Origin of the sequence: Pseudonocardia sp. MH-G8, assembly GCF_002262885.1 — a bacterium.
GTDB lineage: Bacteria > Actinomycetota > Actinomycetes > Mycobacteriales > Pseudonocardiaceae > Pseudonocardia.
Genome location: NZ_NKYF01000012.1, coordinates 1 through 21,189, shown reverse-complemented (window position 1 = coordinate 21,189; position 21,189 = coordinate 1). Strand labels below are relative to the sequence as shown.

Here is a 21,189-nt window from a genome sequence, read left to right as displayed (position 1 = left end):
GGGGCATGCGGACCGGCCTGCTGCCGCGCGCGGTCGCCGTCCTGCTCACAGGGATGCTGCTGGCGTCCTGCGCCGCGCAGGACGAGCCGATCGGCAGCTACCCGAGCCGCTCCATCGACTACGTGGTGCCCTTCTCGGCGGGAGGGTCCACCGACATCGCCGCCCGGGCCGCGGCCGAGGCGTTGTCCGACGAGCTCGGCGTTCCGGTCAACGTGATCAACAAGCCGGGCGCCGACCAGATCATCGGAGTCAGCTCCGTCCGCTCGGCGGCACCGGACGGGTACACGTTGCTGGCCGACGGCGCCGGGTCCAGCTCCATCCAGGGCCTACTGCCCTACCTGCCCTACGACTGGTCGGACCGCACGTTCGTCGCGAAGTTCGCGCAGGGCCCGCACGTCTACGTCGTCGGCGGCGACGCGCCCTTCCAGGACTACGACGCCGTGGTCGCGGTCGCGAAGGCCGACCCCGACCACTTCACCGTCGGCTGGATCGGCGGCAGCAGCACCAGCGACTACGCCACCTTGCAGTTCCTCGCCGGGAACGGCATCGACGCCGCCCGCGTCAAACGCGTGCCTTTCCGCAGCTCCGGCGAGGTGATGCGGGCGGTCGCCGCAGGCGACATCGACTTCGGCGCCGGGGGGGCCAGCTCCGCGTTCAGCCTCCACACGACGGGCAAGCTCACAGCGATCGCGCTCACCGGCGACACCCACGTCGACAAGCTGCCCGGCGTGCCCACCACCGTCGAGCTCGGTCACCCCGATCTCGACATGCAGTACTGGGTCGGCGTATCCGGACCACCCGGGATCCCCGCCGGCCTCACCGGGAAGCTGGCCGACGCCGTCGGGGCCATCGCCGAGGACCCGGACGTCGCCGCGCAACTCGCGGCCGTCGGGCTCTCGCCCACCGTGCGGACCGGCGACGCGCTGCGCGCCGAGATCCACGACGAGACGAACCGCTTCACTGCCCTGTCCGAGCGCATCGGCGTCGCCGGCTGAGTCCCGAGGAGGTCCCATGGCCACGACGAGGCCACGCACGACCCCGCGCACCCGCACCCTGCTGGCCTACTCCCCCATGCTCGTCCTCCTGCTGCTCGCCGGGGCGGCCCTCGAGGAGGGGCTGCGACTGCTGCTCACCGTCGACGCCGCTGCGCAGGCGGACATGGCCGGCTGGTACGTCCTGGTCCTGGGAGTGATCCTCGTGGCCACGACCTGCTGCGGGGAGCGGCCCTCGGTCGCCGCCGGCGAGGAGCCCGCGGACGACGGGCACGCCCGCCCCGCCCGTCCCCGGGCCGACATGCTCGTCTGCCTGCTGCTCGTCGCGGCGTACGCGTTGCTGCTCGGAACGCTCGGCTACGTCGTCGCGGGCGTCGCGGTCGTCTTCGTGTTCCTCCGGGTGATCTCCCGGTACGGCTGGTGGCGCTCGGTGGCCTACACCGTGGCGATCAACGCCGTGTTCGTCGCGCTGTTCGAACTCACGGGAGTGGTCCTCCCCGCCGGGATCCTCAGGTTCTGAAAGGGGACGCCTCGCATGGGTCTGTCCGAACTCCTCGCCGGCTTCGCCACGGTCTTCCAGCCGCAGGTGCTGCTGCTGGCACTCCTCGGCTGCCTCGCCGGGACGGTCGTCGGCGTGCTGCCCGGCCTCGGCCCGGTCTCGGCCGTCGCGATCCTCTTCCCGCTCACCACCTACCTCGGTCCTGCCACGGCCATCGTCGTGCTCGCCGCGATCTACTACGGCGCGATGTACGGCGGGTCGACCAGCGCGATCCTGCTCAAGATCCCCGGCGAGGTGTCGTCGTTGCCAGCCGCGATGGAGGGTTACCCGATGACCCGGCGGGGCCGCGCCGGGGCGGCCCTGGCCATCGCCGCGGGGGCGTCCTTCGTGGCCGGGATCCTCGGCACGCTCGGGGTCTGGCTGATCGGGCCGCACCTGGCCGGGTTCGCGCTCGAGTTCGGACCGCCCGAGATGCTCGGCCTGGTGCTGTTCAGCCTCACCGCCATCGCCGGGCTCTCGTCCGGCTCGATCGTCCGGGGCATCGGCATGGCCGCGGCGGGGATGCTGCTGGCCTCCGTCGGGCTGGACCTCACCAGCAGCCAGCAGCGCCTGACCTTCGGCTCGCTCGAGCTGATGCAGGGCTTCGACATCGTTCCGGTGATGATCGGCCTGTTCGGCATCGCGGAGGTGCTGCGCACCCTCGAACGCGGCACGCCGCCGGCGCACGCCGCCCCCGTCGGGAGCTTCCTGCCCACCCGCGACGAGCTGCGGCGCAGCGCGGGAGCAGCGGGCCGCGGCACTCTCACAGGTTTCGCGCTCGGGCTCGTCCCGGGGATGTTGCCCTCGACCACGACGTTCCTCAGCTACGCGAGCGAACGGCGGCGCGCGCAACGCAAGGGCGGCTCGCGGTTCGGCGACGGCGCGGTCGAGGGCATCGGCGGGCCCGAGGCGGCGAACAACGCGACCGCGATGAGCGGGTTCGTGCCCCTGTTCAGCCTCGGCATCCCGACCGGACCGACGATGGCGCTGATCATGGCCGCACTCATGGTCTACGGCGTGGTGCCCGGACCGACGATGTTCACCTCCAACAGCGACATCACCGCCGCCGTCATCGCCAGCTTCTTCGTCGCCAACGTCATCCTGCTGGTGCTCAACCTCCCGCTGGCCGGGGTGTGGGCGAAGATCGCCCGGGTCCCCTACGGCGTCCTGGGGCCGGTCGTGCTCGTCTGCTGCGGCGTCGGCGCCTACACCGCACGCAACAGCGTGTTCGACATCGTCGTCTGCCTCGTCGCCGGCGTGGCCGGATGGGCGATGGCGAAGCGCGGGCTGCCGGTCGCCCCGTTCGTCATGGGATTCATCCTGGGCCCGATGCTCGAACTGTCGCTGCGGCAGACCGTTGCGATCTCCCCGATGACGATGCTGCAGAGCCCCATCTTCCTCTGCTTCATCGCCGCAGCCCTCGTCTCGATCGTCCTCGCCTACCGGCTGCACCGGCGCAGCGTCGAGCGGGTGGACGCGAACTCCTGACCGTCGGATCGCCGCACGCACCCGGTCCGAACGTTCATGAGGCTGCGCCGACTCACGCGGTCCCGCTACTCCGAGCGCCTCCGCCGTGCCTTGAGCTGTTCAATGATCTTGTCTGGGTCCCAGCGGGCATGTCCACCGGCGGTCACGTACTCCGGCTCCAGGACGCCGTCCCGGTGATACCGCTGCAACGTCCGCTTGGACAGGCCGACGAGCTTCGCTGCCTCTGTCGTCGTGACGTAGCTCGGGCCCACTTGGGCACCATATGTCCTGGTCACGGCCGATTGCACCGGCATGGCGCGCATAAACCCGATCACGTTCTCTGCTATCCGTATGGCGCGTTTGCGGTCTATCCTGCCCGTATGGCGTTCTGGGTCACCGAGACATCCGAAGGGTTCGCGATGGGCGAGGCGGCAGACGAGACGGAGGCACGACTGATGATCGAGTCGCAGAGGAGGGGGTCGGTCACGTTCAACGAGGCAACCGGTCGGTACCGCTGGACTGTCGTACTCGACAGCGGGAAGACGTCCCACGGGTACGCCGAGACGGAGCGGGACGCGTGGTGGCACGTGAAGGAGGCCCTGAACCGGCCGTACAGGGGTGTCCGGTACCGGGGACCACGAGGGCTCTTCTCCCTGCCGCCCTCATAACAGCCTGCGGCGAGCGGGGACCGCTCAGGTCTCGACGCCGACGTCGGACGGGTGCCCCGCTAGCGGGGTCGCTGCTCGGATCGACTCTTCGAGGATGTCCAACCCGGAGTCGAGCTCGGCCTCGGCGATGGTGAGCGGCGGGGCGATCCGGAAGATCCCGCCCATCCCCGGCAGCTGCACGATGTTCATGTGCAGGCCCCGCTCCAGGCAGGCTGTGGTGATGGCGGCGCCGAGGGCGTCCGCCGGCGCCTTGGTCTCCTTGTCGGTGACCAGCTCGATGCCCTGGAGCAGCCCGCGCCCGCGCACGTCACCGACCACCTCGTACCGGCTCTGAAGGTCGGTGAGCCGGTCGGTGAGGTGGTCGCCGAGCTTCGCGGCGCGCTCCACGAGACCCTCGCGTGCGATGACGTCGAGCACTGTGTTGGCGACCACCGCCGCCAGCGGATCGGACGCGTGGGTCGTGTAGAAGAGGAACCCGCGCTCGGCGCAGAGGCGCTCGATCTCATCGCTCGTCATGACCGCGGCCACCGGAAGCCCCGCGCCCAGGGTCTTGGACAGCGTGAGGATGTCCGGTGCCACACCGTGGTGCTCGAACGCGTACATGGCGCCGGTGCGCCCGAGTCCGGTCTGGGCTTCGTCGACGATCAGCAGCATGCCCCGCTCGACGCACATCTCCTTCAGCCGCGCGAGGTAGCCGGGCGGGAGCTCGACGATGCCGCCCGAGGACAGGATCGGCTCCACCAGGCACGCGGCCAGCGAGCCGGTGGACTGCGTGTCCACCGTCGCGAACCCGTACTCCAGCTCGGCCTGCCAGTCGTAGGAACCGTCGGCGTTACGGAAGGGCGAGCGGTAGGCGTTGGGCGTGGGCAGCGTGAGGTTGCCGGGCAGGACCGGTCCGTAGCCGCGGCGCCCCGCGGAGAACGTGGCCGCGGCGGCGCCCGAGGTCATGCCGTGCCACGAGCGGTCGAACGAGACGATCTCGTACCTGCCCGTGTACAGCTTGGCCATCTTGAGGGCGGCCTCGTTGGCCTCCGCACCCGTCGTCAGCAGGAGCATCTTCGTGAGGTGGTCGGGCAGCGACTCCGACAGCCGCTTCGCCAGGGTGACCACGGGCCGGCTCAACATCCCGCTGAACAGGTGGGCCATCGACGCCACGGAGTCGGCGACCGCTTCCACGATCGCGGGGTGGGAGTGGCCGAGGACCGCGCTCATCTGCCCCGAGGTGAAGTCGAGGATGGCGTTGCCCTGGCTGGCGTAGACGTAGGAGCCCTGCGCGCGCTCGATGATGCGCGGGGTGAAGGCGGGGATGTAGCGGACGAGGTGGTCCTCGACGTCGTCCCAGAAGGTGTCCGTGCCCATGCTGATCTCCCCGGTGCCGACGGCGATGTGCACATGAAACCTAGGCCGTGGCGAGCCCCGCGACGAGGAACCCGACGACCCGGCGGGCGTCGTAGTCGCCTCCCCGGCCGGCCGCCGCGCAGAGGCCACCGACCGCGAGCATGAGCTCGTGCGGGCTGTGCCCCGGCTGGATCTCGCCCGATTCCGCCGCCGCGGCGAGCAGCTGCGCGCACACCGGTTCGAGCCGATCCACGAAGTAGGCGTGCAGCGGGTCGAAGCAGGGCTCGTCGGACTGCAGCACGGTGGCCAGGCCCTGTTTCGTCACGACGAAGTCGACGAAGAGGTTCATCCACTGCGCGAGCGCGGCGTGCGGGGACTCCGCGGTCGCCGCGAACGTCCGGCCCGCGTCGACGAGCTGCTCCACCTGGTGGCGGTAGACGGCGACGATCAGGTCCGCGCGCGTCGGGAAGTGGCGGGAGACGGTGGCCGTCCCGACGCCTGCGCGCGCGGCGATGTCGCGGATCGGCGCGTCCACCCCGGAGGCCACGAACACGGCCGCGGCGGCTTCGAGGACGGCGACCTCGTTGCGACGGGCGTCGACGCGCTTGGGCGACGTCCTGCCCCTCCCCTCGTCGGTCATGCCACCACCCTAGGTCGATCGGTTCTCGCGGCGACCGGTCAGCCCAGGTCACCCAGCATGTCGGCCAACGCGTCCGGCATGGTGATCATGCAGTCGTGCGTGGTCGGCAGCTCGAGGACGTGCGCCGGCTCCCCGTTGGGCTGCACCGGCGGGACGCGCCTCGCCTCGAACCCCTCCGGCCGGACGGTGCAGTGGATGTGGGTGCGCGGGATGCGGTCCGCTTCGGGGTCGTCGAACTGCACCGGTTCCTGCAGGCAGCGGACGGAATGGTCGGACAGTATCGTGCGAACCCAGGCGACGTCGGCGGGCTCGGTCACCCCGAACAGGCCCATCGGAGGCGGCATCTCCGGCAGCGGAGGGACCCGCCACCCGCTCTCGGACGCCTGCGCCGCATCGACGAGGACCTTCGACATCGGCATGACGTCCACCGCGGTCTCCCCGTGCGCCGGAACCATCGCGTCGAGGTACACCAGCCGCGCGATCCGCTCGGGAACGCGGTTGGCGACGGCGGAGATGACCATCCCGGCATAGCTGTGCCCCACGAGGACCACGTCGCGCAGGTCCTCGTCGACGAGCAGGTTGCTGACGTCGTCCGCGTGGGTGGTCAGCCCCACCTCGGGCCCCATCAGGTGCCGGGTCTCCCCGTAGCCGGTCAGGGTCGGCGTCAGCACCCGGCGCCCCGAGGACCCCAGCCGGGGGACGATCCGAGCCCAGGCCTGCCCGCTGTGCCAGGCCCCGTGCACCAGTACGTACGTCGTCATCTCCGGCGTTCCTCCAAGCAAGTGGGACGATGTCCCGGATAATACGGGACGCTGTCCCACTTGCGCCACCGGCGGCTCAGGTGTCCGCGTCGCGGATCTTCATCCAGATCCTGCCGAGGATGTTCTGCCCCGGTCCCGTCGGCGCCGGCGCCCCAGAAGTAGTCGGTGGGCGAGTCCTCGACGATTTCTTCGCCACAGCTCTTGATCAGAGCTTCTCGTGCTTCGGCGTGCTGCGCCACCTTCGCCCGAAGGATCTCCTCCACGATGACGAGCTTCTTGTCGCTCCAGTCAGGATCCCTGGCAGTCCTGTACTTCCCGTTTGCCAAACTTTTGGCCTGCAAGGGACTGCGAGCGTGGCGTATCTCCGCCTTCCCCTCCGGGTCAATGCACTTGGCCGCCTGGTAGGCGTGCTCGGCGGTCGAGTAGAGCTCCCCCTCGAACTCGACGGCGTGCGCGGAGAAGTTGTTGAACACGTAGAAGTCCGGGGTATAGAACGTGATCGGCATGACTCAGCACCCCTCATGATTTGCCAGGCCGTAGAGCACTGCGGCACTGCCGTCGTCAGTCGCGGGCCGGGGCAGGAACCTCGGCCGTGGTCGCCTCGACCGCCGCGGCGCGGCGGCGCGAGGTGATCAGGCTGGCCACCGCGGCCACCGCGATCGTGCCCGAGATGACCAGCAGCGACAGCCACGTCGGGATGGTCCAGACCGGCACCGGCTGACCGCCGTTGAGGAACGGCAGGTTGTTCTCGTGCAGCGCGTGCAGGACCAACTTCACGCCGATGAACGCGAGGATGACCGACAGGCCGTGCGCGAGGTAGACCAGGCGCTCCAGCAGCCCGCCGATGAGGAAGTACAGCTGGCGCAGGCCGAGCAGCGCGAACGCGTTCGCCGTGAACACCAGGTAGGGCTCCTGGGTCAGACCGAAGATCGCCGGGATCGAGTCGAACGCGAAGAGCAGGTCGGTCAGCCCGATCGCGACGATCACCAGGAACATCGGAGTGAAGACCGCCCGGCCGTCGACGCGGGTGCGCAGCTTGTCGCCGTCGTACTGGGAGCTGGTGGGGACGACCCGGCGCACCGCCCGGATGAGGCGGCTGTCGCCCGCGTCGCCGTCCTCGTCGTCGGTGGCGACCGCTTCCTTGATCTGCTTGTAGGCCAGCACGAACAGCACGGCGCCGAACAGGTAGAAGACCCAGGCGAACTGCTCGATGACCACGGCACCGATCGCGATGAAGATGCCGCGCATGACGATCGCGATCGCGATGCCGATCAGCAGGACCTTCTGCTGGTAGATCTTCGGCACCGCGAAGCTCGTCATGATCAGCAGGAAGACGAACAGGTTGTCGACCGACAGCGCCTTCTCGGTGAGCCAGCCGGCGATGTACTCACCGCCGTAGGTCCAGCCGGAGAACAGCCCGACACCCACGCCGAACACCAGGGCGAATGCGATGTAGCCGATCGACCACACCGCCGACTCACGCAGCGTCGGTTCGTGCGGCTTGCGCACGTGTCCGACGAAGTCGAACACGATCATCCCGATGACCAGCGCGATGGTGGCGAACCAGATCCAGACGGGCACGTTCATGACGATCCCTTTCAGCACAGCATCGAGTGCTGAAAGTCTCGTCCGCCCGGGAGCCCTGACTGGGCCGATGATCCGGACCGGCGGCACCGGGGCCAGCTCGTCCTGACCCGTACTGACGGCACCGCCGCGGAGGACTACTCCCCTTCGCGTTCGCCACTGTAGCGGTCCGGACCGACGGTGCAAAGCTCATCTTTCGGGCATTGCGCCCGTATCGCTGCGGAGATCGACGTGAGTTACGCCCCACCGGGCGCGAGCACCCGAGTGGCGGCGCGCAGCGTCTCGGCCAGTCGCTGCCGGTGCCCCTCGACGTCGTGCGAGGTCACGCCGTCCGCCGCGGTGTGCGCGAAGTCGTCGGTGACCACGCGCAGCGCCGCGTTCACCGTGGCGGCGAGCACGCGCACCTCGGACGCGCCCGGGGGCAGCCCGGCCCTCGGCGCGAGGACCTCGGCGAGGGTCGGTTCGGCACGTTCCTGCAGCACCAGCCAGACCGCGCGCAGCGCCGGGTCGTCACGGGTCATCCGCACCACCGCGAGCACCGCGTCGGTGTCCGAGTCGGTGTCCATGTCGGCGTCCATGCCGATGTCGGGTCGCGACGGTCGCGGCACGAAGGTGTAGGCCACCTGCAGGTGCTCGGCGAGCTCGACCCCGGCCGGCCAGGAGCGCAGCACCGCGCAGAACCCGTCGAGGGCCTCGGTGAGCAGCGGCTCCACGCAGCTCTCCTTGGTCCGGAACAGCCGCCACAGCGTCCGCTCGGACACCCCGGCGGCCTCCGCGATCCGCACCCCGGACGTGCCGGCGACGCCGTGCGCGCGGAACAGCCGCACCGCTTCCCGGGAGATCTCCAGGCGCTGCCGGCGGCGTCCCTGCTCGCCGAGCGGCGGACGCCCTCGTCGCGTACCGCCCTGCTGCGCCACGGCAGGCACCCTAATCGGTCAGACTTTGTGGCAGCAACTGCCAATTAATCGTACCGTGGGGTCATCCGACCCCAGGAGGACGATCGATGACCCTCGCCGAACAACGCCCGCAGCTCCCGTTCACCCGGCCCAACCTGCTCGACCTCGCGCCGTTCTACGAGGTGCTGCGCCGCGAGGCCCCGATCGCGCCGGTGCTCACGCCCGCGGGCGATCCGGCGTGGCTGGTGACCCGCTTCGCCGAGGTCCGTGACCTGCTCGGCGACGGCCGGTTCGGCCGCTCGCACCCCGAGCCCGAGCGGGCATCGCGGATCAGCACCGCTGCCGTGCAGGACGGCCCGAGCGGCGACCACGAGTCCGAGGAGGCCGACCACCGGCGGATGCGCCGGCTGCTGACCCCCGCCTTCTCCGCCAAGCGGATGCGCCTGCTCGCCGGGCACGTCCAGGAGCTCGTGGACGGCTACGTCGATCAGATGTTCGCCGCGCACGCCGCCTCGCCCGACGGGCGGGTCGACCTGCACGCGCAGCTGGCCTTCCCGCTGCCGGTTGCGGTGATCTGCCGGCTGCTCGGGGTGCCGGAGGCCGACGGCGAGCACTTCCGCTCGCTGTCGGACCGGATGGCCACCTTCTCCGGCCAGGACGCGCGCGAGGCCCGCGAGGAGTTCGGCCGCTACATGGCGGGCCTGGCCGAGGGCAAGCGCGCCGAGCCGGGCGAGGACGTCATCACCGACCTCGTGCGCGCGCAGGCCGAGGACGAGAGCTTCGGCTACCCGGAGATGGTCCGGCTCTGCGTCGGGCTGCTGTTCGCCGGGCACGAGACCACGGTCAACCGGATCGGCCTGGGCACGCTGTTCCTGCTGAGCCGTCCTGAGCAGTGGGACGCGCTGGCCGCCGACCCGGACGGCCGCATCGACGCCGTCATCGAGGAGATCATGCGGCTGGGCGCCCCGGGCGACCTCGGGCTGCTGCGCTACGCCCACACCGACGTCGAGATGTCGGGGGTCACCATCCGCCGCGGCGACGCGCTGATCCTGTCGATCAACGCGGCGAACCGGGACGACACGGTCTTCGCCGACGCCGAGGCGTTCGACCCGGATCGCGCCGAGCGCGGGCACGTCGGCTTCGGCCACGGGCCGCACTTCTGCATCGGTGCGAGCCTCGCCCGCACCGAGCTGCGAGCCGTGTTCGCCACCCTCGCCCGCCGGCTGCCCGGGCTGCGCCTGGCGATCGAGCTCGACGCGCTCGACGTCCGCACCGACCACATCACCGGTGGCGTGCGCAGCCTGCCCGTCACCTGGGGGGACCGATGAGGATCGAGGTCGACCAGGACGCGTGCGTCGGCTCGGGGCAGTGCGTGCTCACCGCGCCCGACGTGTTCGACCAGCGCGACGACGACGCGATCGTCGAGCTGCTGGACCCCGCTCCACCGGCGCCGCAGTGGCAGGTCGCGCGCAACGCCGCGACCGGCTGCCCCGCCGCCGCGATCACCGTCCGGGACGACGCCCGCTCCCGGTGACCTACGGGGAGGCCTCGCCGTGGCGGTGTCCGAGGTCCTGGGACAGCTGCCGGGCCACGGCCGCGGTGGCCTCCCCTCCCGCGTCGAGCCTGTGCCCGAACCGACCCTTCGGCGCGGAGATGTTGATCGCCGCGACGATCTGACCGCGGAAGTCGCGCACGGGCGCCGACACGCCGACCAGTCCCTCCTCGAACTCCCCGTCGACCTTCGCGTACCCGTGGGCCGCGATCCAGCGCGTCTCGGCCACCAGCTGGTCGATGGTCCGGATCCGCTGCTGCGGCGGCGCGGCGCGCAACTCCTGCGCCGGGAACCACTCGGTGAGGGCAGCGCGGTCGAGATCGGAGACGAGCACCCGGCCGGCCGACGTGCGCGGCGCGGGAACGCTCACGCCCTCCCACCCCAGACCTCGGAAGGCGTGCCGCGGCGCCTCGCTGAGCAGGGTCAGGACCCCACCGCCGCGCAGCACGCACAGGTGAACCGTCTCGTGGACCTGCGCCACCAGACGACGCAGGTGCGGCGCCGCGACCTCGGCCAACCGGGCCTCCGCCGTGCGGGCCGCAAGCGCGAACACCCGCCAGCCGAGCCGGTAGGCCAGCAGCTCCGGATCCCGCTCCACCAGCCCTTCCTCGGCCAACGACGCCAGTGAGCGGGAGACCTGGGTCTTCTCCCGGCCCACCAGCTCGGCCACGCGCAGGACCCCCAGGCCACCCCGACGCGACGCCTCCTCGCCACCGAGCACCTCGAGGACGTCGAGGTCGCGCCGCAGTCCTGCTGCGTACGTGCGTGCCGCCATGCGTCCGCTCCCTGAGTGCCATATGCGCAACGGCAGTTGCCGCAAGGGAGACCAGGCTGCCACCGTGACGCCTCGAGGACCACGGAGGGCCCGCTTCCCCATGAAGATCACAAACATCCGGCTCGACCGCCTGCAGCTGCGGCTCGACCCGCCGTTCGCCGCCGCGTGGGACCCCCGTCCCCGGGAGCGCTTCGACGCCACGATCGTCCGCGTGGAGACCGACGAGGGGCTCGTCGGGATCGGCTCGGGCGACACGATGGACGGCTTCCCCGGACACGAGCACCTGTTCGTCGGGCGCGATCCGCTCGACATGGCCCAGCACGTCCGGACGATCGAGACGATCAACTTCCACGCGGGCCGGTTCTGGCCGCTCGAGGTCGCGTTGTGGGACCTCCTCGGCCAGGTGGCCGGGTTGCCGGTGGCCGCGCTGCTCGGCAACGCGCAGCGACGGGTGCCGGTCTACGCGTCCTGCGGCGAGCTCAAGGCGCCCGCCGAGCGCGCCGAGTCCGCGCTGGCGCTGCGCGAGCAGGGCTTCCGCGCCATGAAGATCCGGATCGACCGCGACCGCATCGACGAGGGCGTCGCGGCGGTCGCCGCCACCCGCGATGCGGTCGGCGACGGCTTCGAGATCATGGTGGACCTCAACCAGTCCTGGCGGATGGCAGGCGACGTCCAGCCCGCCCTGGACTACGCGACGGTGCGGCACACCGTCGAGCGGCTGCGCGACCTGGGCGTCTTCTGGGTCGAGGAGCCGCTCCCCTACCAGGACGTCGCCGGGCTCACGGCGCTGCGCAGCGCCACCGGGGTGCGCATCGCGGGCGGGGAGATGCTCGACAGCGTCGGCCAGATCCTCGGCTACCTCGACAACGACGCGCTCGACGTCTACCAGATGGACGTGGTGCTGGCCGTGGGGATCACCCGCGCGCGGATGCTGGCCGAGCTCGCCCACCTCAAGCACCGCGCCTTCACCCCGCACACCTGGACGAACGGCATCGGCGTACTGGCCAACCTGCACGTCGCGGCCGGTGTCGGCGGCGGGCCGTACTTCGAGTACCCCTACGACCCGCCCGGCTGGACGCCGGAGCGTCGCGACTTCATGCTCGCCGAACCGCTGCGGATCGACGCGGACGGCTGCCTCGCCGTGCCCCCGGTTCCCGGGCTGGGCGTACGGCTCGACGAGGCCGCCGTCCGGCGGTGGGCGGCATGATCTCCACCAGCAGCTTCACCATCACCCCGCCCGGGCGCATCGAGTTCGGCCGCGGGGCCCTCGACCGGCTGCCCGAGGCCGTCGCCTCGGTCGGGCGGTCCCGCGCGTTCGTCGTGACCGACCGGGGGATCGCGGCCGCGGGCATCCTCGACCGCGTGCGCGCCGTGCTCACCGGGGCGGGCCTGGACACCGGGGTGTTCGCCGAGGTCGAGCCGAACCCGTCGGTGGCGACGATCGACGAGGGCGCCGCGCGGGCCCGTGCCTTCGGCGACGCGGCCGTCGTCGCGGTCGGGGGCGGCTCCAGCCTCGATGCCGCGAAGGGCATCGCGCTGCTGGCCGTCAACGCCGGCGCCGCCGCCGCACTCGACCTCGCCGCCGAACCGGTCGGGCCGGGACTGCCGGTCGTCGCCGTCCCCACGACCGCGGGAACGGGCGCCGAGACCAACGGCTTCGGGGTCATCGAGGACACCGGGCGGCACTGCAAGGTCTACCTCGGGCACGCCTCGGTCGCGCCGCGGGTCAGCGTGCTCGATCCCGACCTCACCGTCGGGCTGCCTGCGCGCGCCACCGCCGCGACGGGCGTGGACGCCCTGGTCCACGGCATCGAGTCGCTCACCTCGCGGGGTCGCAACCCGGTGTCGGAGGCCTACGCCCACCACGCGGTCCGCCTCGTCCACCACTGGCTCCCCCGCGCCGTCGAGGACGGCGCCGACCGGGAGGCCCGGGCCCAGCTGCTGCTCGGCTCGCACCTCGCGGGGCTCGCCCTGAGCATCTCCGGGCTGGGGCTGGTGCACGGGATCGCGCACGCGCTGACCGCGCACACCGGCACACCGCACGGGGTCGCGCTCGGCGCCGTGCTCGACCGCGTACTGGCGTTCAACCTGCCGGCCAGCACCCCGGAGTACGCGCAGGTGGCGGTGGACATGGGCTGCCTGGGCGTCGTGGAGCCGGGCGCCGCGGCGGCCGGGACCGTCGCGGCGGTCAGGGAGTTCACCGAGCGGCTCGGCATGCGCGAGCCGCTGCCCGACCTGGGCGTCACCGACGAGATGGTGCCCGACCTGGTCCGCACCGCCCTCGCCGACGCCGTCACCCGCAACAACCCGCGGACGCCCACGCCGGAGGAACTGACCGCGCTCCTCACCGGCCTGCTCGCGGAGGCACGGCGAGGGTAGCCTCAGCCGGTGCCGGAGGTGCTCGCTGGTCGTGCGGTGTTGACGGGATCGTTCCGCGACCAGCGTCGCGCGGTCACCGCGGCCACGCTGTTGCTGTGCGGACACCAGGTCGGCGAAGCACTGGTCCCCGTTCTCGTCGGGGTGGTGATCGACCGCGCGGTGAGCACCGGCAACGTCGGTGCGCTCGTGCTGTGGCTCGCGGTGCTCGCCGTGGACTTCGCGTTCCTGTCGACCTGCTACCGGTTCGGGGCGCGGTTCGCCTGGCTCGCCGACGTGCGGACCGACCAGCGCCTGCGCCACCTGGTGGCCGACCGGGTGCTCGACCCCACCGGCGGGGCCGACAGCGGGCGGCTGCCGGGCGAGCTCACCTCTGTCGCCGTCGCGGACGCGAAGCGGGTGGGGGTGTCCCTGTTCGCCCTCCCGATGGGTCTCGCGGCGCTGGCGGCGCTGGTCGTCGCGGCGATCTCCCTGCTGCGGACGTCGGTGCCGCTCGGGCTGCTCGTCCTGCTGGGCACCCCACCGCTGCTGTACCTCGTGCACCTGCTGGGCCGGCCGCTCGAACGGCGCAGCGCTCCGGAGCAGGAGCGCGCGGCTCGCGCGTCCGGCGTGGCCGCCGACCTCGTGGCCGGTATCCGGGTGCTGAAGGGGATCGGTGCCGAACCGACCGCCGTGGCCCGCTACGCCACCACCAGCCAGGACGCGCTGGAGGCCACCCTGCACGCCACCGGCGCGCAGGCGCGCTACTCGGGCGCGGTGCTCACGGCGAACGGTCTGTTCCTCGCACTGGTGGCGCTGGTCGGTGGGCGGCTCGCCGCGGACGGCGCGCTCTCGATCGGTGGCCTGGTCGCCGCCGTCGGGCTCGCCCAGTTCCTGCTCGGCCCGCTGCAGGTCTTCGGTCGCGTGAGCGCGCGGTTCGCGCAGGGCAGGGCATCGGCCACCCGGGTCGCCGAGCTGCTGTCCACCGCCTCCGCGGTGCACGGCGGGACGCACGAGCTGCCCGACGGCCCGGGACGGCTGACGGTCCGAGGCCTGCACTGCGGGCCGCTGCACGGGGTCGACCTGGACGTCGCGCCCGGTGAGCTGCTCGGCGTCCGGTCCCTCGATCCGGCAGCGGCCACGGCGCTGCTGGCGTGCCTGGGCAGGCAGGTCGAGCCCGCGGCCGGAACGATCGAGCTCGACGGCAAGGACCTCGCCACGGCCGAACTCGGCTCGGCACGTGCCGGGGTGCTGGTCGCCACGCACGATGCGCGGCTGTTCGCCGGCTCCGTGCGCGACAACGTCGCGGCCGGCGGGCAGCGGGTCGAGCCCGCGATGGCGGCCGCGCGCGCCGACCAGGTCACCGACGTGCTCCCGGACGGCGACGCCACGCAGGTGGCCGAACAGGGCAGCGCGCTGTCCGGCGGGCAGCGGCAGCGGATCGCGCTGGCCCGCGCGCTCGCCGCGGACGCCACCGTCCTCGTGCTGCACGACCCGACCACCGCGGTCGACGCCGTCACGGAGGCGGAGATCGCGACCGGGCTGCGGCGGATGCGCGCCGGCCGCACGACGGTCGTGGTCACCTCGAGCCCCGCGCTGCTCGGTGTCGCGGATCGGGTGGTGGAGCTGTGAACGAGCCGACGCTCCTCCCGGTCACCTCCGGTGCGCGCGTGCTCGCCGTGCTCCGCGAGCTGCTGCGCCCGCACCGCACCCGGGCGCTCGCCGCGCTGGTGGCGCTGGTCGCCGCCACAGCGAGCGCGCTGCTCACCGCCCCGCTGCTCGGCCGGGTGGTCGACATCGTGGCGACCGGGCAGGGCGCGGACGCGGTCACCGGCCCGGTGCTCGCGCTCGTGGCCGTCGCGGTGGTCGAGGGGGTGCTCGCCGTCGTCGGGGTGGGCCTGGTGGCCCGGGTGGGCGAGACCATGCTCGCCGCCCTGCGCGAGCGGTTCGTCGACCGCGCGCTGCGGCTGCCGCTGGAGCAGATCGAAGCCGCCGGCTCGGGGGACCTGACGTCGCGGGTGACCACCGACGTCGCACTGGTCGGCGATGCGGTGCGCCAGGCGGTGCCCGACTTCGCCCGCGCCGCCCTGATGATCGCGCTGACCCTGGTGGGCCTGGCCGTGCTCGACTGGCGGTTCCTGATCGCGGCCCTGCTCGCGGTGCCGATCCAGGTTGCGACGGCACGCTGGTTCCTGCGCCGGTCGGGCCCGTTCTACACTGCGCAGCGCCGTGCCGGCGGGGCACAGCAGCAGCAGCTGCTCGAGACCGTGGGCGGGGTCGCGACGGTACGCGCGTTCGGGCTCGTGGAGCAGCACGCCGGGCTGGTCCGCAACCGGTCAGCGGAGGTGGTGCGGCTGGCGATGGAGGTGGTGCGCTTCCAGACGCGGTTCTTCGGGCGGCTCAACGGCGCGGAGCTGGTCGGGGCCGTCGCGGTGCTCACCACCGGGTTCCTGCTGGTGCGCAGCGGCACCGCCACGATCGGCACCGCCACCGCGGCCGCGCTGTACTTCATCAACCTGTTCAACCCGGTCAACCAGGTGCTGTTCCTGCTGGACACCGTGCAGTCCGCGGGTGCGGGCCTCGCCCGGATCATCGGTGTCGCCGACCTGCCCGCGCCACCGGCGCCGGTCCGCACCACGCGACCGGTGGACGCCGGGATCACGGTCAAGGGGGCGTCCTTCGGCTACGTCGACGGGCACCTCGTGCTCGACGACATCGATCTCGACGTCGACCCCGGCACCACGGTGGCGCTGGTCGGCTCGAGCGGAGCGGGCAAGACGACGCTGGCGAAGCTGGTGGCCGGGGTGCACACACCGACCGCGGGCACCGTGCGGATCGGGGACGCGCCGCTGCACGAGCTCGGACCCGACGGCATCCGCGAGACGGTCGCACTGATCACCCAGGAGGTGCACGTCTTCGCGGGGCCGCTGGCCGAGGACCTGCGGCTCGCCCGCGCCGAGGCCACCGACGACGAGCTGCGCGCCGCCCTCGACGCGGTGGGCGCGCTCGGCTGGGCCGACGGCCTCCCGTCCGGCCTGTCGACGGTGGTGGGCGCCGGCGGCATCGTCCTGACCGTCGAGCAGGCCCAGCAGCTGGCGTTGGCGCGCCTCGTGCTGGCCGACCGTCCGGTGGCGGTGCTGGACGAGGCCACCGCGGAGGCGGGCAGCTCCGGCGCGCGGCAGCTCGAGCGGGCCGCCGCGGTCGCTCTCGACGGGCGCACCGGACTCGTGATCGCGCACCGGCTCACGCAGGCGGCCGCCGCGGACCTGGTCGTCGTCCTCGAGACGGGCCGGGTGGTCGAGCGGGGCACCCACGACGAGCTCGTCGCGGCCGGTGGTCGCTACGCGCGCCTCTGGGAAGCCTGGTCACGGGACGGGGCAGCCCTGCGCTGAGCGCACGCGCAGCCCGGCGCTTGCGCCCACCTGCTCGAACGTGGTCTCATCCCTCCGGTCACCGATTATCAATAAAAAGGATGATGACGATGCCGTCGCAGCACCAGGGCCTCCGGGGGAGCCTCACCAGCTACGGGGACGCCGAATTCGCCCTGTTCCTGCGCAAGGCGTTCATCAAGGGAGCCGGCTACGGCGACGACGCGCTGGACCGCCCGGTGATCGGCATCGTCGACACCGAGAGCGGCTTCAACCCGTGCCACGGCAACGTCCCGCAGCTGATCCAGGCCATCGAGCGCGGCGTGATGCTCGCCGGCGGGCTGCCCGTGTCGTTCCCGACGATCTCGGTGCACGAGAGCTTCGCCTCCCCCACCAGCATGTTCCTCCGGAACCTGATGGCGATGGACACCGAGGAGATGCTGAAGGCCCTCCCGGTGGACGCGGTCGTGCTCATCGGGGGCTGCGACAAGACCGTCCCGGCGCAGCTGATGGGCGCCGCGTCGGCGGGCAAGCCGGCCGTCCAGCTCGTCACCGGGTCCATGCTCACCGGCTCGCACCGCGGGCGCACCGTCGGCGCGTGCACCGACTGCCGCGCCTTCTGGGGCCGCTACCGGGCCGAGGAGATCGACGCCGACGAGATCGCCGAGGTCAACGGCCGGCTGGTCGGCAGCGTCGGCACCTGCTCGGTGGCCGGCACCGCCAGCACGATGGCGGCGGTGAGCGAGGCCCTCGGCGTCGCCCTGCCCGGCAGCGCCACGCCCCCGGCCGTGACCGCCGACCGGATGCGCGTGGCCGAGGCGACCGGCACGCGCGCGGTCGGGCTGGCCGAGGAAGCGCTGACGCTCGACCGGATCCTCACACCGGCCGCGTTCGACAACGCCTTCCGGATCCTGCTCGCCATGGGCGGCTCCACCAACGCGCTGGTGCACCTGGCCGCCATCGCGGGCCGCTGCGGCTACCGCCTCGACCTCGACGCGTTCGACGCGCTCGGCCGCGAGACTCCCGTACTCGTCGACCTCAAGCCCTCCGGCGACCACTACATGGAGGACCTGCACCGGGCCGGCGGGATCCCCCGGCTGATGCTGGAGCTGCGCGACCAGCTCGACCCGACCGCGCTGACCGTCACCGGGCGGACGCTGGGCGAGGAGCTCGACGACGCCCCGGCGCCGTTCCCGCAGGACGTCATCCGCCCCCGCGACAACCCGATCCACAGCGGCGGCAGCATCGCCGTCCTGCACGGGAACCTCGCGCCGGGCGGCGCGATCATCAAGCAGTCGGCCGCCACCCCCGCGCTGCTGGAGCACCGCGGCCGGGCAGTCGTGTTCGAGGACGCGGCCGACCTCGCCGAGCGGATCGACCGCGACGACCTCGACGTCGACGCGTCCGACGTGCTCGTCCTGCGCAACATCGGCCCCGTCGGCTTCCCCGGAATGCCCGAGGCCGGCTACATCCCCATCCCGCGCAAGCTGGCGAAGGCCGGCGTCAAGGACATCGTCCGCATCTCCGACGGGCGGATGTCGGGAACCGCGGCCGGCACGATCGTGCTGCACAGCTCCCCCGAGGCGGCCGTCGGCGGCCCGCTCGCCCTCGTCCGCACCGGCGACACGATCGCGCTGTCGGTCGCCCACCGCTCCCTGGTCCTCGAGGTCGACGACGCCGAGCTCGCCCGCCGTGCCGCCACCGCCGCGCCGCCACGTCCGCGGCCCGAACGCGGCTACGCGAAGCTCTACGTCGACGAGGTGACGCAAGCCGAAGAAGGCTGCGACTTCCGATTCCTGCAGGCCGTCGACACCCGCGCGAGCGTCCCGTCGCGCCGCGGTCCCGCCTGACCATTTTGGAGACGATGTTGTCCTACGAGACTTGGGTCGTCACGGCTGCCGTGCTCGCCGTGGGCGTCCTCCTCACCCTGATCATCGTGCTGAAGGTGCAGGAGTTCCTCGCGCTCCTGCTCACCACGCTCGCCTTCGGCCTGGCCGTCGGGAACGGCCCGACCCAGCTCATGGACCTGATCGTCGGCGAGATGGGCGACTCGCTCGGCGAGCTCTCGCTCGTGATCGCGCTCGGCGCGATCTTCGGCATGATCCTGCAGCACGCCGGAGCCGCCGAACGGATCGCCGTCACCCTCGTGGAGCGCTTCTCCGAACGCACCATCTCCTGGGGCCTCGGACTGGCCGGGTTCCTGGTCGCGACGTCGGTCTACATCGACGTGGCGATCGTCGTCCTCGTCCCCATGCTCTACGGCGTCGCGCAGCGCACCGGCAAGTCCCTGCTCCACTACGGCATCCCGCTGTGCGCGGGGCTGAGCGCGGCGTACACGTTCATGCCGCCCTCCCCCGGCCCGCTGGCGGCGTCCGGGATCATGGGCGCCGACATCGGTCTCGTGGTGCTCTTCGGCGCCGTCTGCGGGATCCCCGCCGTCGCCGTCGCCGGCCCGCTGTTCGGTCGGTTCATCGCGCGCCGCATCCACGTCGTCCCGCCGACGGCCATCGTCGGCTCGACCGACGTCGTGGCCCCGGCCGCCCCGACGACGGGCGGCGGCGCGACCTCCCCGGCGACGGCGACGTCCGCGGTCGAGGTCCGGACGGAGCCGGAGCGGGACCTGCCCTCCTTCGGGTCCGTGGTCCTCGCGCTGCTGATGCCCCTGCTGCTCATCCTCGTCGGCACCGTCGGGCGCCTGATGGGCGGCGAGTCGCCGGTTGCCACGGCGCTGACCTTCGTCGGCAACCCCGTCATCGCGCTGCTGCTGACCGTGCTGTTCAGCATGTGGGTGTTCGGCGTCCGCCGCGGGATCGGGCGGGCCGAGCTCGGCAGGCTCGCCGGCACCGCGCTCGGCCCGGCGGGCAACATCATCCTCGTCACCGGTGCGGGCGGCGTGTTCGGCGGCGTGCTGGTGTCGTCCGGGCTCGGCGACACCCTGTCCGCGGCGATGCGCGACGCCAGCATCCCGCTCGTCGTCTTCGGCTTCGTCGTCGCCGCGGTCATGCGGATCTCGCAGGGCTCGGGCCTGGTCGCCATGGTCACCGGCGCCACGTTCAGCGCCCCCCTCGCGGAGTCGCTCGGCGCGAGCCCGGCCACGGTCGCCCTGACCTGCATCGCGATCGCCTGCGGCGGCGCCGGGTTCTCCCACGTCAACGACTCCGGGTTCTGGATGGCCAACCGGTACTTCGGCATGAACGTCGCCGACACGCTGAAGTCCTGGACCGTCATGAAGTCGCTCGTCGGCCTCACCGGGTTCGCGGTCGTGCTGGTGCTGAGCCCGTTCGTGCCCTGAGGGGCCCGGCCACCGGAGGCCGTCGTGGGAGCATGGACGGACCGGGGAGAGGGCGAGGAGGCCGGTCGGATGGGTGACGACGGGGCGGTGCGGACGCGGGCCGCCGGGATCGTCGCCGAGCTGGCCGCCGAACTCGAGGAGGAGATCGCCCTCGGTGTCCTGCACCCGCGAGAGCGCCTCGTCGAGGACGACCTCATGGAGCGGTTCGGCGCGAAGCGCCACGTGGTTCGCAGCGCCCTCGCCACGCTCGAATCCCGGGGCGCCGTCGAGCGCCGGGCCAACGTCGGGGCGTTCGTCCGCTCCTACACGGCGAAGGAGGTCCGCGACCTCTACGACGTCCGCACGCTGCTCGAGGCCAACTGCGCGCGCAGCATCACCGTGCCGGTGCCGCCCGAGCGGCTCGACCCGCTCGTGGAGTGCCAGCAGTCGCACGACGCGGCGATCGCCGCCCAGGACCGGCGCAGCGCGCACCGGGCCAACCTGGCCTTCCACGCCATCCTGTTCGGCCTGTCGGACAACCGCACCCTCGTCGAGGCGGTGCGCCACCACGCCCGCATGGCCTCCTCGATCCGCTCCCTCACGGTCGCAGACGACCAGTACCTCCTGCGCGCCCAGGCCGAGCACTGGGAGATGATCCAAGCGCTGCAGGACGGCGATCCGGACCGGCTCGTGAAGGTCTGCGTGGCGCACCTCGAGCCGTCCCGGGACGCCTACCTCCGCCGGCTCGCAGTGGGCTGAGTGATCAGCCGGCGCTCGGCGACGGCCATCACGTCGACGACCACGTCGGCCGGGGCTCAGAAGGGCGGTTCGTCGTCGGGTGGTGGGTCCGGGCCCGTTTCCTGCCCTGGCGGTGGTTGTGGTGGGTCGGTGGCCGGTCGGTCCAGGATGCGGGGGTCGTAGCGGCGCAGCCGCTGATCGGCGTCGATGTCGGCGTCGGGATCGGGCCGGCCGTCGGGGTGCCCG

The 21,189-nt window shown here is 72.3% G+C and carries 21 protein-coding genes; 13 read left to right on the top strand and 8 right to left on the bottom strand.

Annotated features, from left to right (window positions below; all coding sequences use genetic code 11):
* Positions 1-5: 5 nt before the first annotated feature.
* From CFP66_RS24905 to CFP66_RS24895, 3 genes are read left to right on the top strand one after another with little or no spacing between them, the layout of a single operon-like run.
* Positions 6-995, top strand: coding sequence for a tripartite tricarboxylate transporter substrate binding protein (locus tag CFP66_RS24905; RefSeq protein WP_094927587.1), 990 nt, complete (start codon positions 6-8; stop codon positions 993-995).
* Between the two features lie 16 nt (positions 996-1,011).
* Positions 1,012-1,512 (top strand): tripartite tricarboxylate transporter TctB family protein, encoded by a 501-nt coding sequence (locus tag CFP66_RS24900; RefSeq protein WP_094927586.1) that lies wholly within the window; start codon positions 1,012-1,014, stop codon positions 1,510-1,512.
* A 15-nt stretch (positions 1,513-1,527) separates the two neighbouring features.
* On the top strand, positions 1,528-3,018 hold the full coding sequence (locus CFP66_RS24895) for a tripartite tricarboxylate transporter permease (protein ID WP_094927585.1): 1,491 nt from the start codon (positions 1,528-1,530) through the stop codon (positions 3,016-3,018).
* A 65-nt stretch (positions 3,019-3,083) separates the two neighbouring features.
* Here the strand turns inward: CFP66_RS24895 and CFP66_RS50390 are convergent, their stop codons facing one another.
* Entirely contained in the window at positions 3,084-3,311 is a 228-nt protein-coding gene (locus tag CFP66_RS50390) for a MerR family DNA-binding transcriptional regulator (RefSeq protein WP_369805156.1), read from the bottom strand.
* 66 nt (positions 3,312-3,377) lie between these two features.
* On the opposite strand from CFP66_RS50390, the gene CFP66_RS24885 reads away from it, so the two are divergent.
* Positions 3,378-3,665, top strand: coding sequence for a hypothetical protein (locus CFP66_RS24885; protein ID WP_094927583.1), 288 nt, complete (start codon positions 3,378-3,380; stop codon positions 3,663-3,665).
* A 24-nt stretch (positions 3,666-3,689) separates the two neighbouring features.
* Here the strand turns inward: CFP66_RS24885 and CFP66_RS24880 are convergent, their stop codons facing one another.
* The 6 genes from CFP66_RS24880 to CFP66_RS24855 form a co-directional block, all read right to left on the bottom strand.
* The gene (locus CFP66_RS24880; RefSeq protein WP_094927754.1) at positions 3,690-5,024 is read right to left on the bottom strand and encodes an aspartate aminotransferase family protein; all 1,335 of its coding nucleotides are present in this window, start codon (positions 5,022-5,024) and stop codon (positions 3,690-3,692) included.
* Positions 5,025-5,064: 40 nt separating this feature from the next.
* Positions 5,065-5,643 (bottom strand): TetR/AcrR family transcriptional regulator, encoded by a 579-nt coding sequence (locus tag CFP66_RS24875; RefSeq protein ID WP_094927582.1) that lies wholly within the window; start codon positions 5,641-5,643, stop codon positions 5,065-5,067.
* Positions 5,644-5,681: 38 nt separating this feature from the next.
* The gene (locus tag CFP66_RS24870; protein ID WP_094927581.1) at positions 5,682-6,404 is read right to left on the bottom strand and encodes an alpha/beta fold hydrolase; all 723 of its coding nucleotides are present in this window, start codon (positions 6,402-6,404) and stop codon (positions 5,682-5,684) included.
* Complete coding sequence (locus tag CFP66_RS24865; RefSeq protein WP_094927580.1) at positions 6,401-6,910, bottom strand: NADAR family protein; 510 nt, start codon at positions 6,908-6,910, stop codon at positions 6,401-6,403. Before CFP66_RS24865 ends, CFP66_RS24870 begins: the two co-directional genes overlap by 4 nt.
* Before the next feature lie 55 nt (positions 6,911-6,965).
* Positions 6,966-7,991, bottom strand: a complete 1,026-nt coding sequence (locus CFP66_RS24860; RefSeq protein WP_094927753.1) for a TerC family protein — start codon at positions 7,989-7,991, stop codon at positions 6,966-6,968.
* A 233-nt stretch (positions 7,992-8,224) separates the two neighbouring features.
* Positions 8,225-8,905, bottom strand: a complete 681-nt coding sequence (locus CFP66_RS24855) for a TetR/AcrR family transcriptional regulator (protein ID WP_094927579.1) — start codon at positions 8,903-8,905, stop codon at positions 8,225-8,227.
* An 86-nt stretch (positions 8,906-8,991) separates the two neighbouring features.
* Here CFP66_RS24855 and CFP66_RS24850 point away from each other — a divergent pair, with 86 nt between their 5' ends.
* Both CFP66_RS24850 and CFP66_RS24845 read left to right on the top strand, forming a co-directional pair.
* The gene (locus CFP66_RS24850) at positions 8,992-10,212 is read left to right on the top strand and encodes a cytochrome P450 (protein ID WP_094927578.1); all 1,221 of its coding nucleotides are present in this window, start codon (positions 8,992-8,994) and stop codon (positions 10,210-10,212) included.
* Positions 10,209-10,418: a ferredoxin gene (locus CFP66_RS24845; protein ID WP_094927577.1), complete on the top strand. Its 210-nt coding sequence runs from the start codon at positions 10,209-10,211 to the stop codon at positions 10,416-10,418. Before CFP66_RS24850 ends, CFP66_RS24845 begins: the two co-directional genes overlap by 4 nt.
* Before the next feature lies 1 nt (position 10,419).
* On the opposite strand, the gene CFP66_RS24840 is transcribed toward CFP66_RS24845, so the two are convergent.
* On the bottom strand, positions 10,420-11,211 hold the full coding sequence (locus tag CFP66_RS24840; RefSeq protein ID WP_094927576.1) for an IclR family transcriptional regulator: 792 nt from the start codon (positions 11,209-11,211) through the stop codon (positions 10,420-10,422).
* A gap of 100 nt (positions 11,212-11,311) precedes the next feature.
* Between CFP66_RS24840 and CFP66_RS24835 the strand changes: the two genes are divergently transcribed.
* The 7 genes from CFP66_RS24835 to CFP66_RS24805 all read left to right on the top strand — a co-directional run bounded on the left by CFP66_RS24835 (position 11,312) and on the right by CFP66_RS24805 (position 20,964).
* Positions 11,312-12,418, top strand: a complete 1,107-nt coding sequence (locus CFP66_RS24835) for a mandelate racemase/muconate lactonizing enzyme family protein (RefSeq protein WP_094927575.1) — start codon at positions 11,312-11,314, stop codon at positions 12,416-12,418.
* Positions 12,415-13,590, top strand: a complete 1,176-nt coding sequence (locus CFP66_RS24830) for an iron-containing alcohol dehydrogenase family protein (protein WP_094927752.1) — start codon at positions 12,415-12,417, stop codon at positions 13,588-13,590. Before CFP66_RS24835 ends, CFP66_RS24830 begins: the two co-directional genes overlap by 4 nt.
* A gap of 9 nt (positions 13,591-13,599) precedes the next feature.
* Positions 13,600-15,198, top strand: coding sequence for an ABC transporter ATP-binding protein (locus CFP66_RS24825; protein ID WP_094927574.1), 1,599 nt, complete (start codon positions 13,600-13,602; stop codon positions 15,196-15,198).
* Positions 15,195-16,958 carry an ABC transporter ATP-binding protein gene (locus CFP66_RS24820; protein ID WP_094927573.1) on the top strand — a complete coding sequence of 588 codons (1,764 nt, stop codon included), beginning with the start codon at positions 15,195-15,197 and terminating at the stop codon, positions 16,956-16,958. The genes CFP66_RS24825 and CFP66_RS24820 overlap by 4 nt, the downstream gene beginning before the upstream one ends.
* Positions 16,959-17,047: 89 nt before the next feature.
* Positions 17,048-18,784: an IlvD/Edd family dehydratase gene (locus tag CFP66_RS24815; protein WP_198961656.1), complete on the top strand. Its 1,737-nt coding sequence runs from the start codon at positions 17,048-17,050 to the stop codon at positions 18,782-18,784.
* 14 nt (positions 18,785-18,798) lie between these two features.
* Complete coding sequence (locus CFP66_RS24810) at positions 18,799-20,226, top strand: GntP family permease (protein ID WP_233159695.1); 1,428 nt, start codon at positions 18,799-18,801, stop codon at positions 20,224-20,226.
* 69 nt (positions 20,227-20,295) lie between these two features.
* Entirely contained in the window at positions 20,296-20,964 is a 669-nt protein-coding gene (locus CFP66_RS24805; protein WP_094927570.1) for a GntR family transcriptional regulator, read from the top strand.
* Positions 20,965-21,189 lie beyond the last annotated feature (225 nt).

Excerpts from the sequence above, each read along its gene's own strand:
- CFP66_RS24905 (WP_094927587.1), top strand. The coding sequence starts at position 6 with ATGCGGACCGGCCTGCTGCCGCGCGCGGTCGCCGTCCTGCTCACAGGG.
- CFP66_RS24900 (WP_094927586.1), top strand. The coding sequence starts at position 1,012 with ATGGCCACGACGAGGCCACGCACGACCCCGCGCACCCGCACCCTGCTG.
- CFP66_RS24895 (WP_094927585.1), top strand. The coding sequence starts at position 1,528 with ATGGGTCTGTCCGAACTCCTCGCCGGCTTCGCCACGGTCTTCCAGCCG.
- CFP66_RS50390 (WP_369805156.1), bottom strand. The coding sequence starts at position 3,311 with ATGCCGGTGCAATCGGCCGTGACCAGGACATATGGTGCCCAAGTGGGC.
- CFP66_RS24885 (WP_094927583.1), top strand. The coding sequence starts at position 3,378 with ATGGCGTTCTGGGTCACCGAGACATCCGAAGGGTTCGCGATGGGCGAG.
- CFP66_RS24880 (WP_094927754.1), bottom strand. The coding sequence starts at position 5,024 with ATGGGCACGGACACCTTCTGGGACGACGTCGAGGACCACCTCGTCCGC.
- CFP66_RS24875 (WP_094927582.1), bottom strand. The coding sequence starts at position 5,643 with ATGACCGACGAGGGGAGGGGCAGGACGTCGCCCAAGCGCGTCGACGCC.
- CFP66_RS24870 (WP_094927581.1), bottom strand. The coding sequence starts at position 6,404 with ATGACGACGTACGTACTGGTGCACGGGGCCTGGCACAGCGGGCAGGCC.
- CFP66_RS24865 (WP_094927580.1), bottom strand. The coding sequence starts at position 6,910 with ATGCCGATCACGTTCTATACCCCGGACTTCTACGTGTTCAACAACTTC.
- CFP66_RS24860 (WP_094927753.1), bottom strand. The coding sequence starts at position 7,991 with ATGAACGTGCCCGTCTGGATCTGGTTCGCCACCATCGCGCTGGTCATC.
- CFP66_RS24850 (WP_094927578.1), top strand. The coding sequence starts at position 8,992 with ATGACCCTCGCCGAACAACGCCCGCAGCTCCCGTTCACCCGGCCCAAC.
- CFP66_RS24845 (WP_094927577.1), top strand. The coding sequence starts at position 10,209 with ATGAGGATCGAGGTCGACCAGGACGCGTGCGTCGGCTCGGGGCAGTGC.
- CFP66_RS24840 (WP_094927576.1), bottom strand. The coding sequence starts at position 11,211 with ATGGCGGCACGCACGTACGCAGCAGGACTGCGGCGCGACCTCGACGTC.
- CFP66_RS24835 (WP_094927575.1), top strand. The coding sequence starts at position 11,312 with ATGAAGATCACAAACATCCGGCTCGACCGCCTGCAGCTGCGGCTCGAC.
- CFP66_RS24830 (WP_094927752.1), top strand. The coding sequence starts at position 12,415 with ATGATCTCCACCAGCAGCTTCACCATCACCCCGCCCGGGCGCATCGAG.
- CFP66_RS24815 (WP_198961656.1), top strand. The coding sequence starts at position 17,048 with ATGCCGTCGCAGCACCAGGGCCTCCGGGGGAGCCTCACCAGCTACGGG.
- CFP66_RS24810 (WP_233159695.1), top strand. The coding sequence starts at position 18,799 with ATGTTGTCCTACGAGACTTGGGTCGTCACGGCTGCCGTGCTCGCCGTG.
- CFP66_RS24805 (WP_094927570.1), top strand. The coding sequence starts at position 20,296 with ATGGGTGACGACGGGGCGGTGCGGACGCGGGCCGCCGGGATCGTCGCC.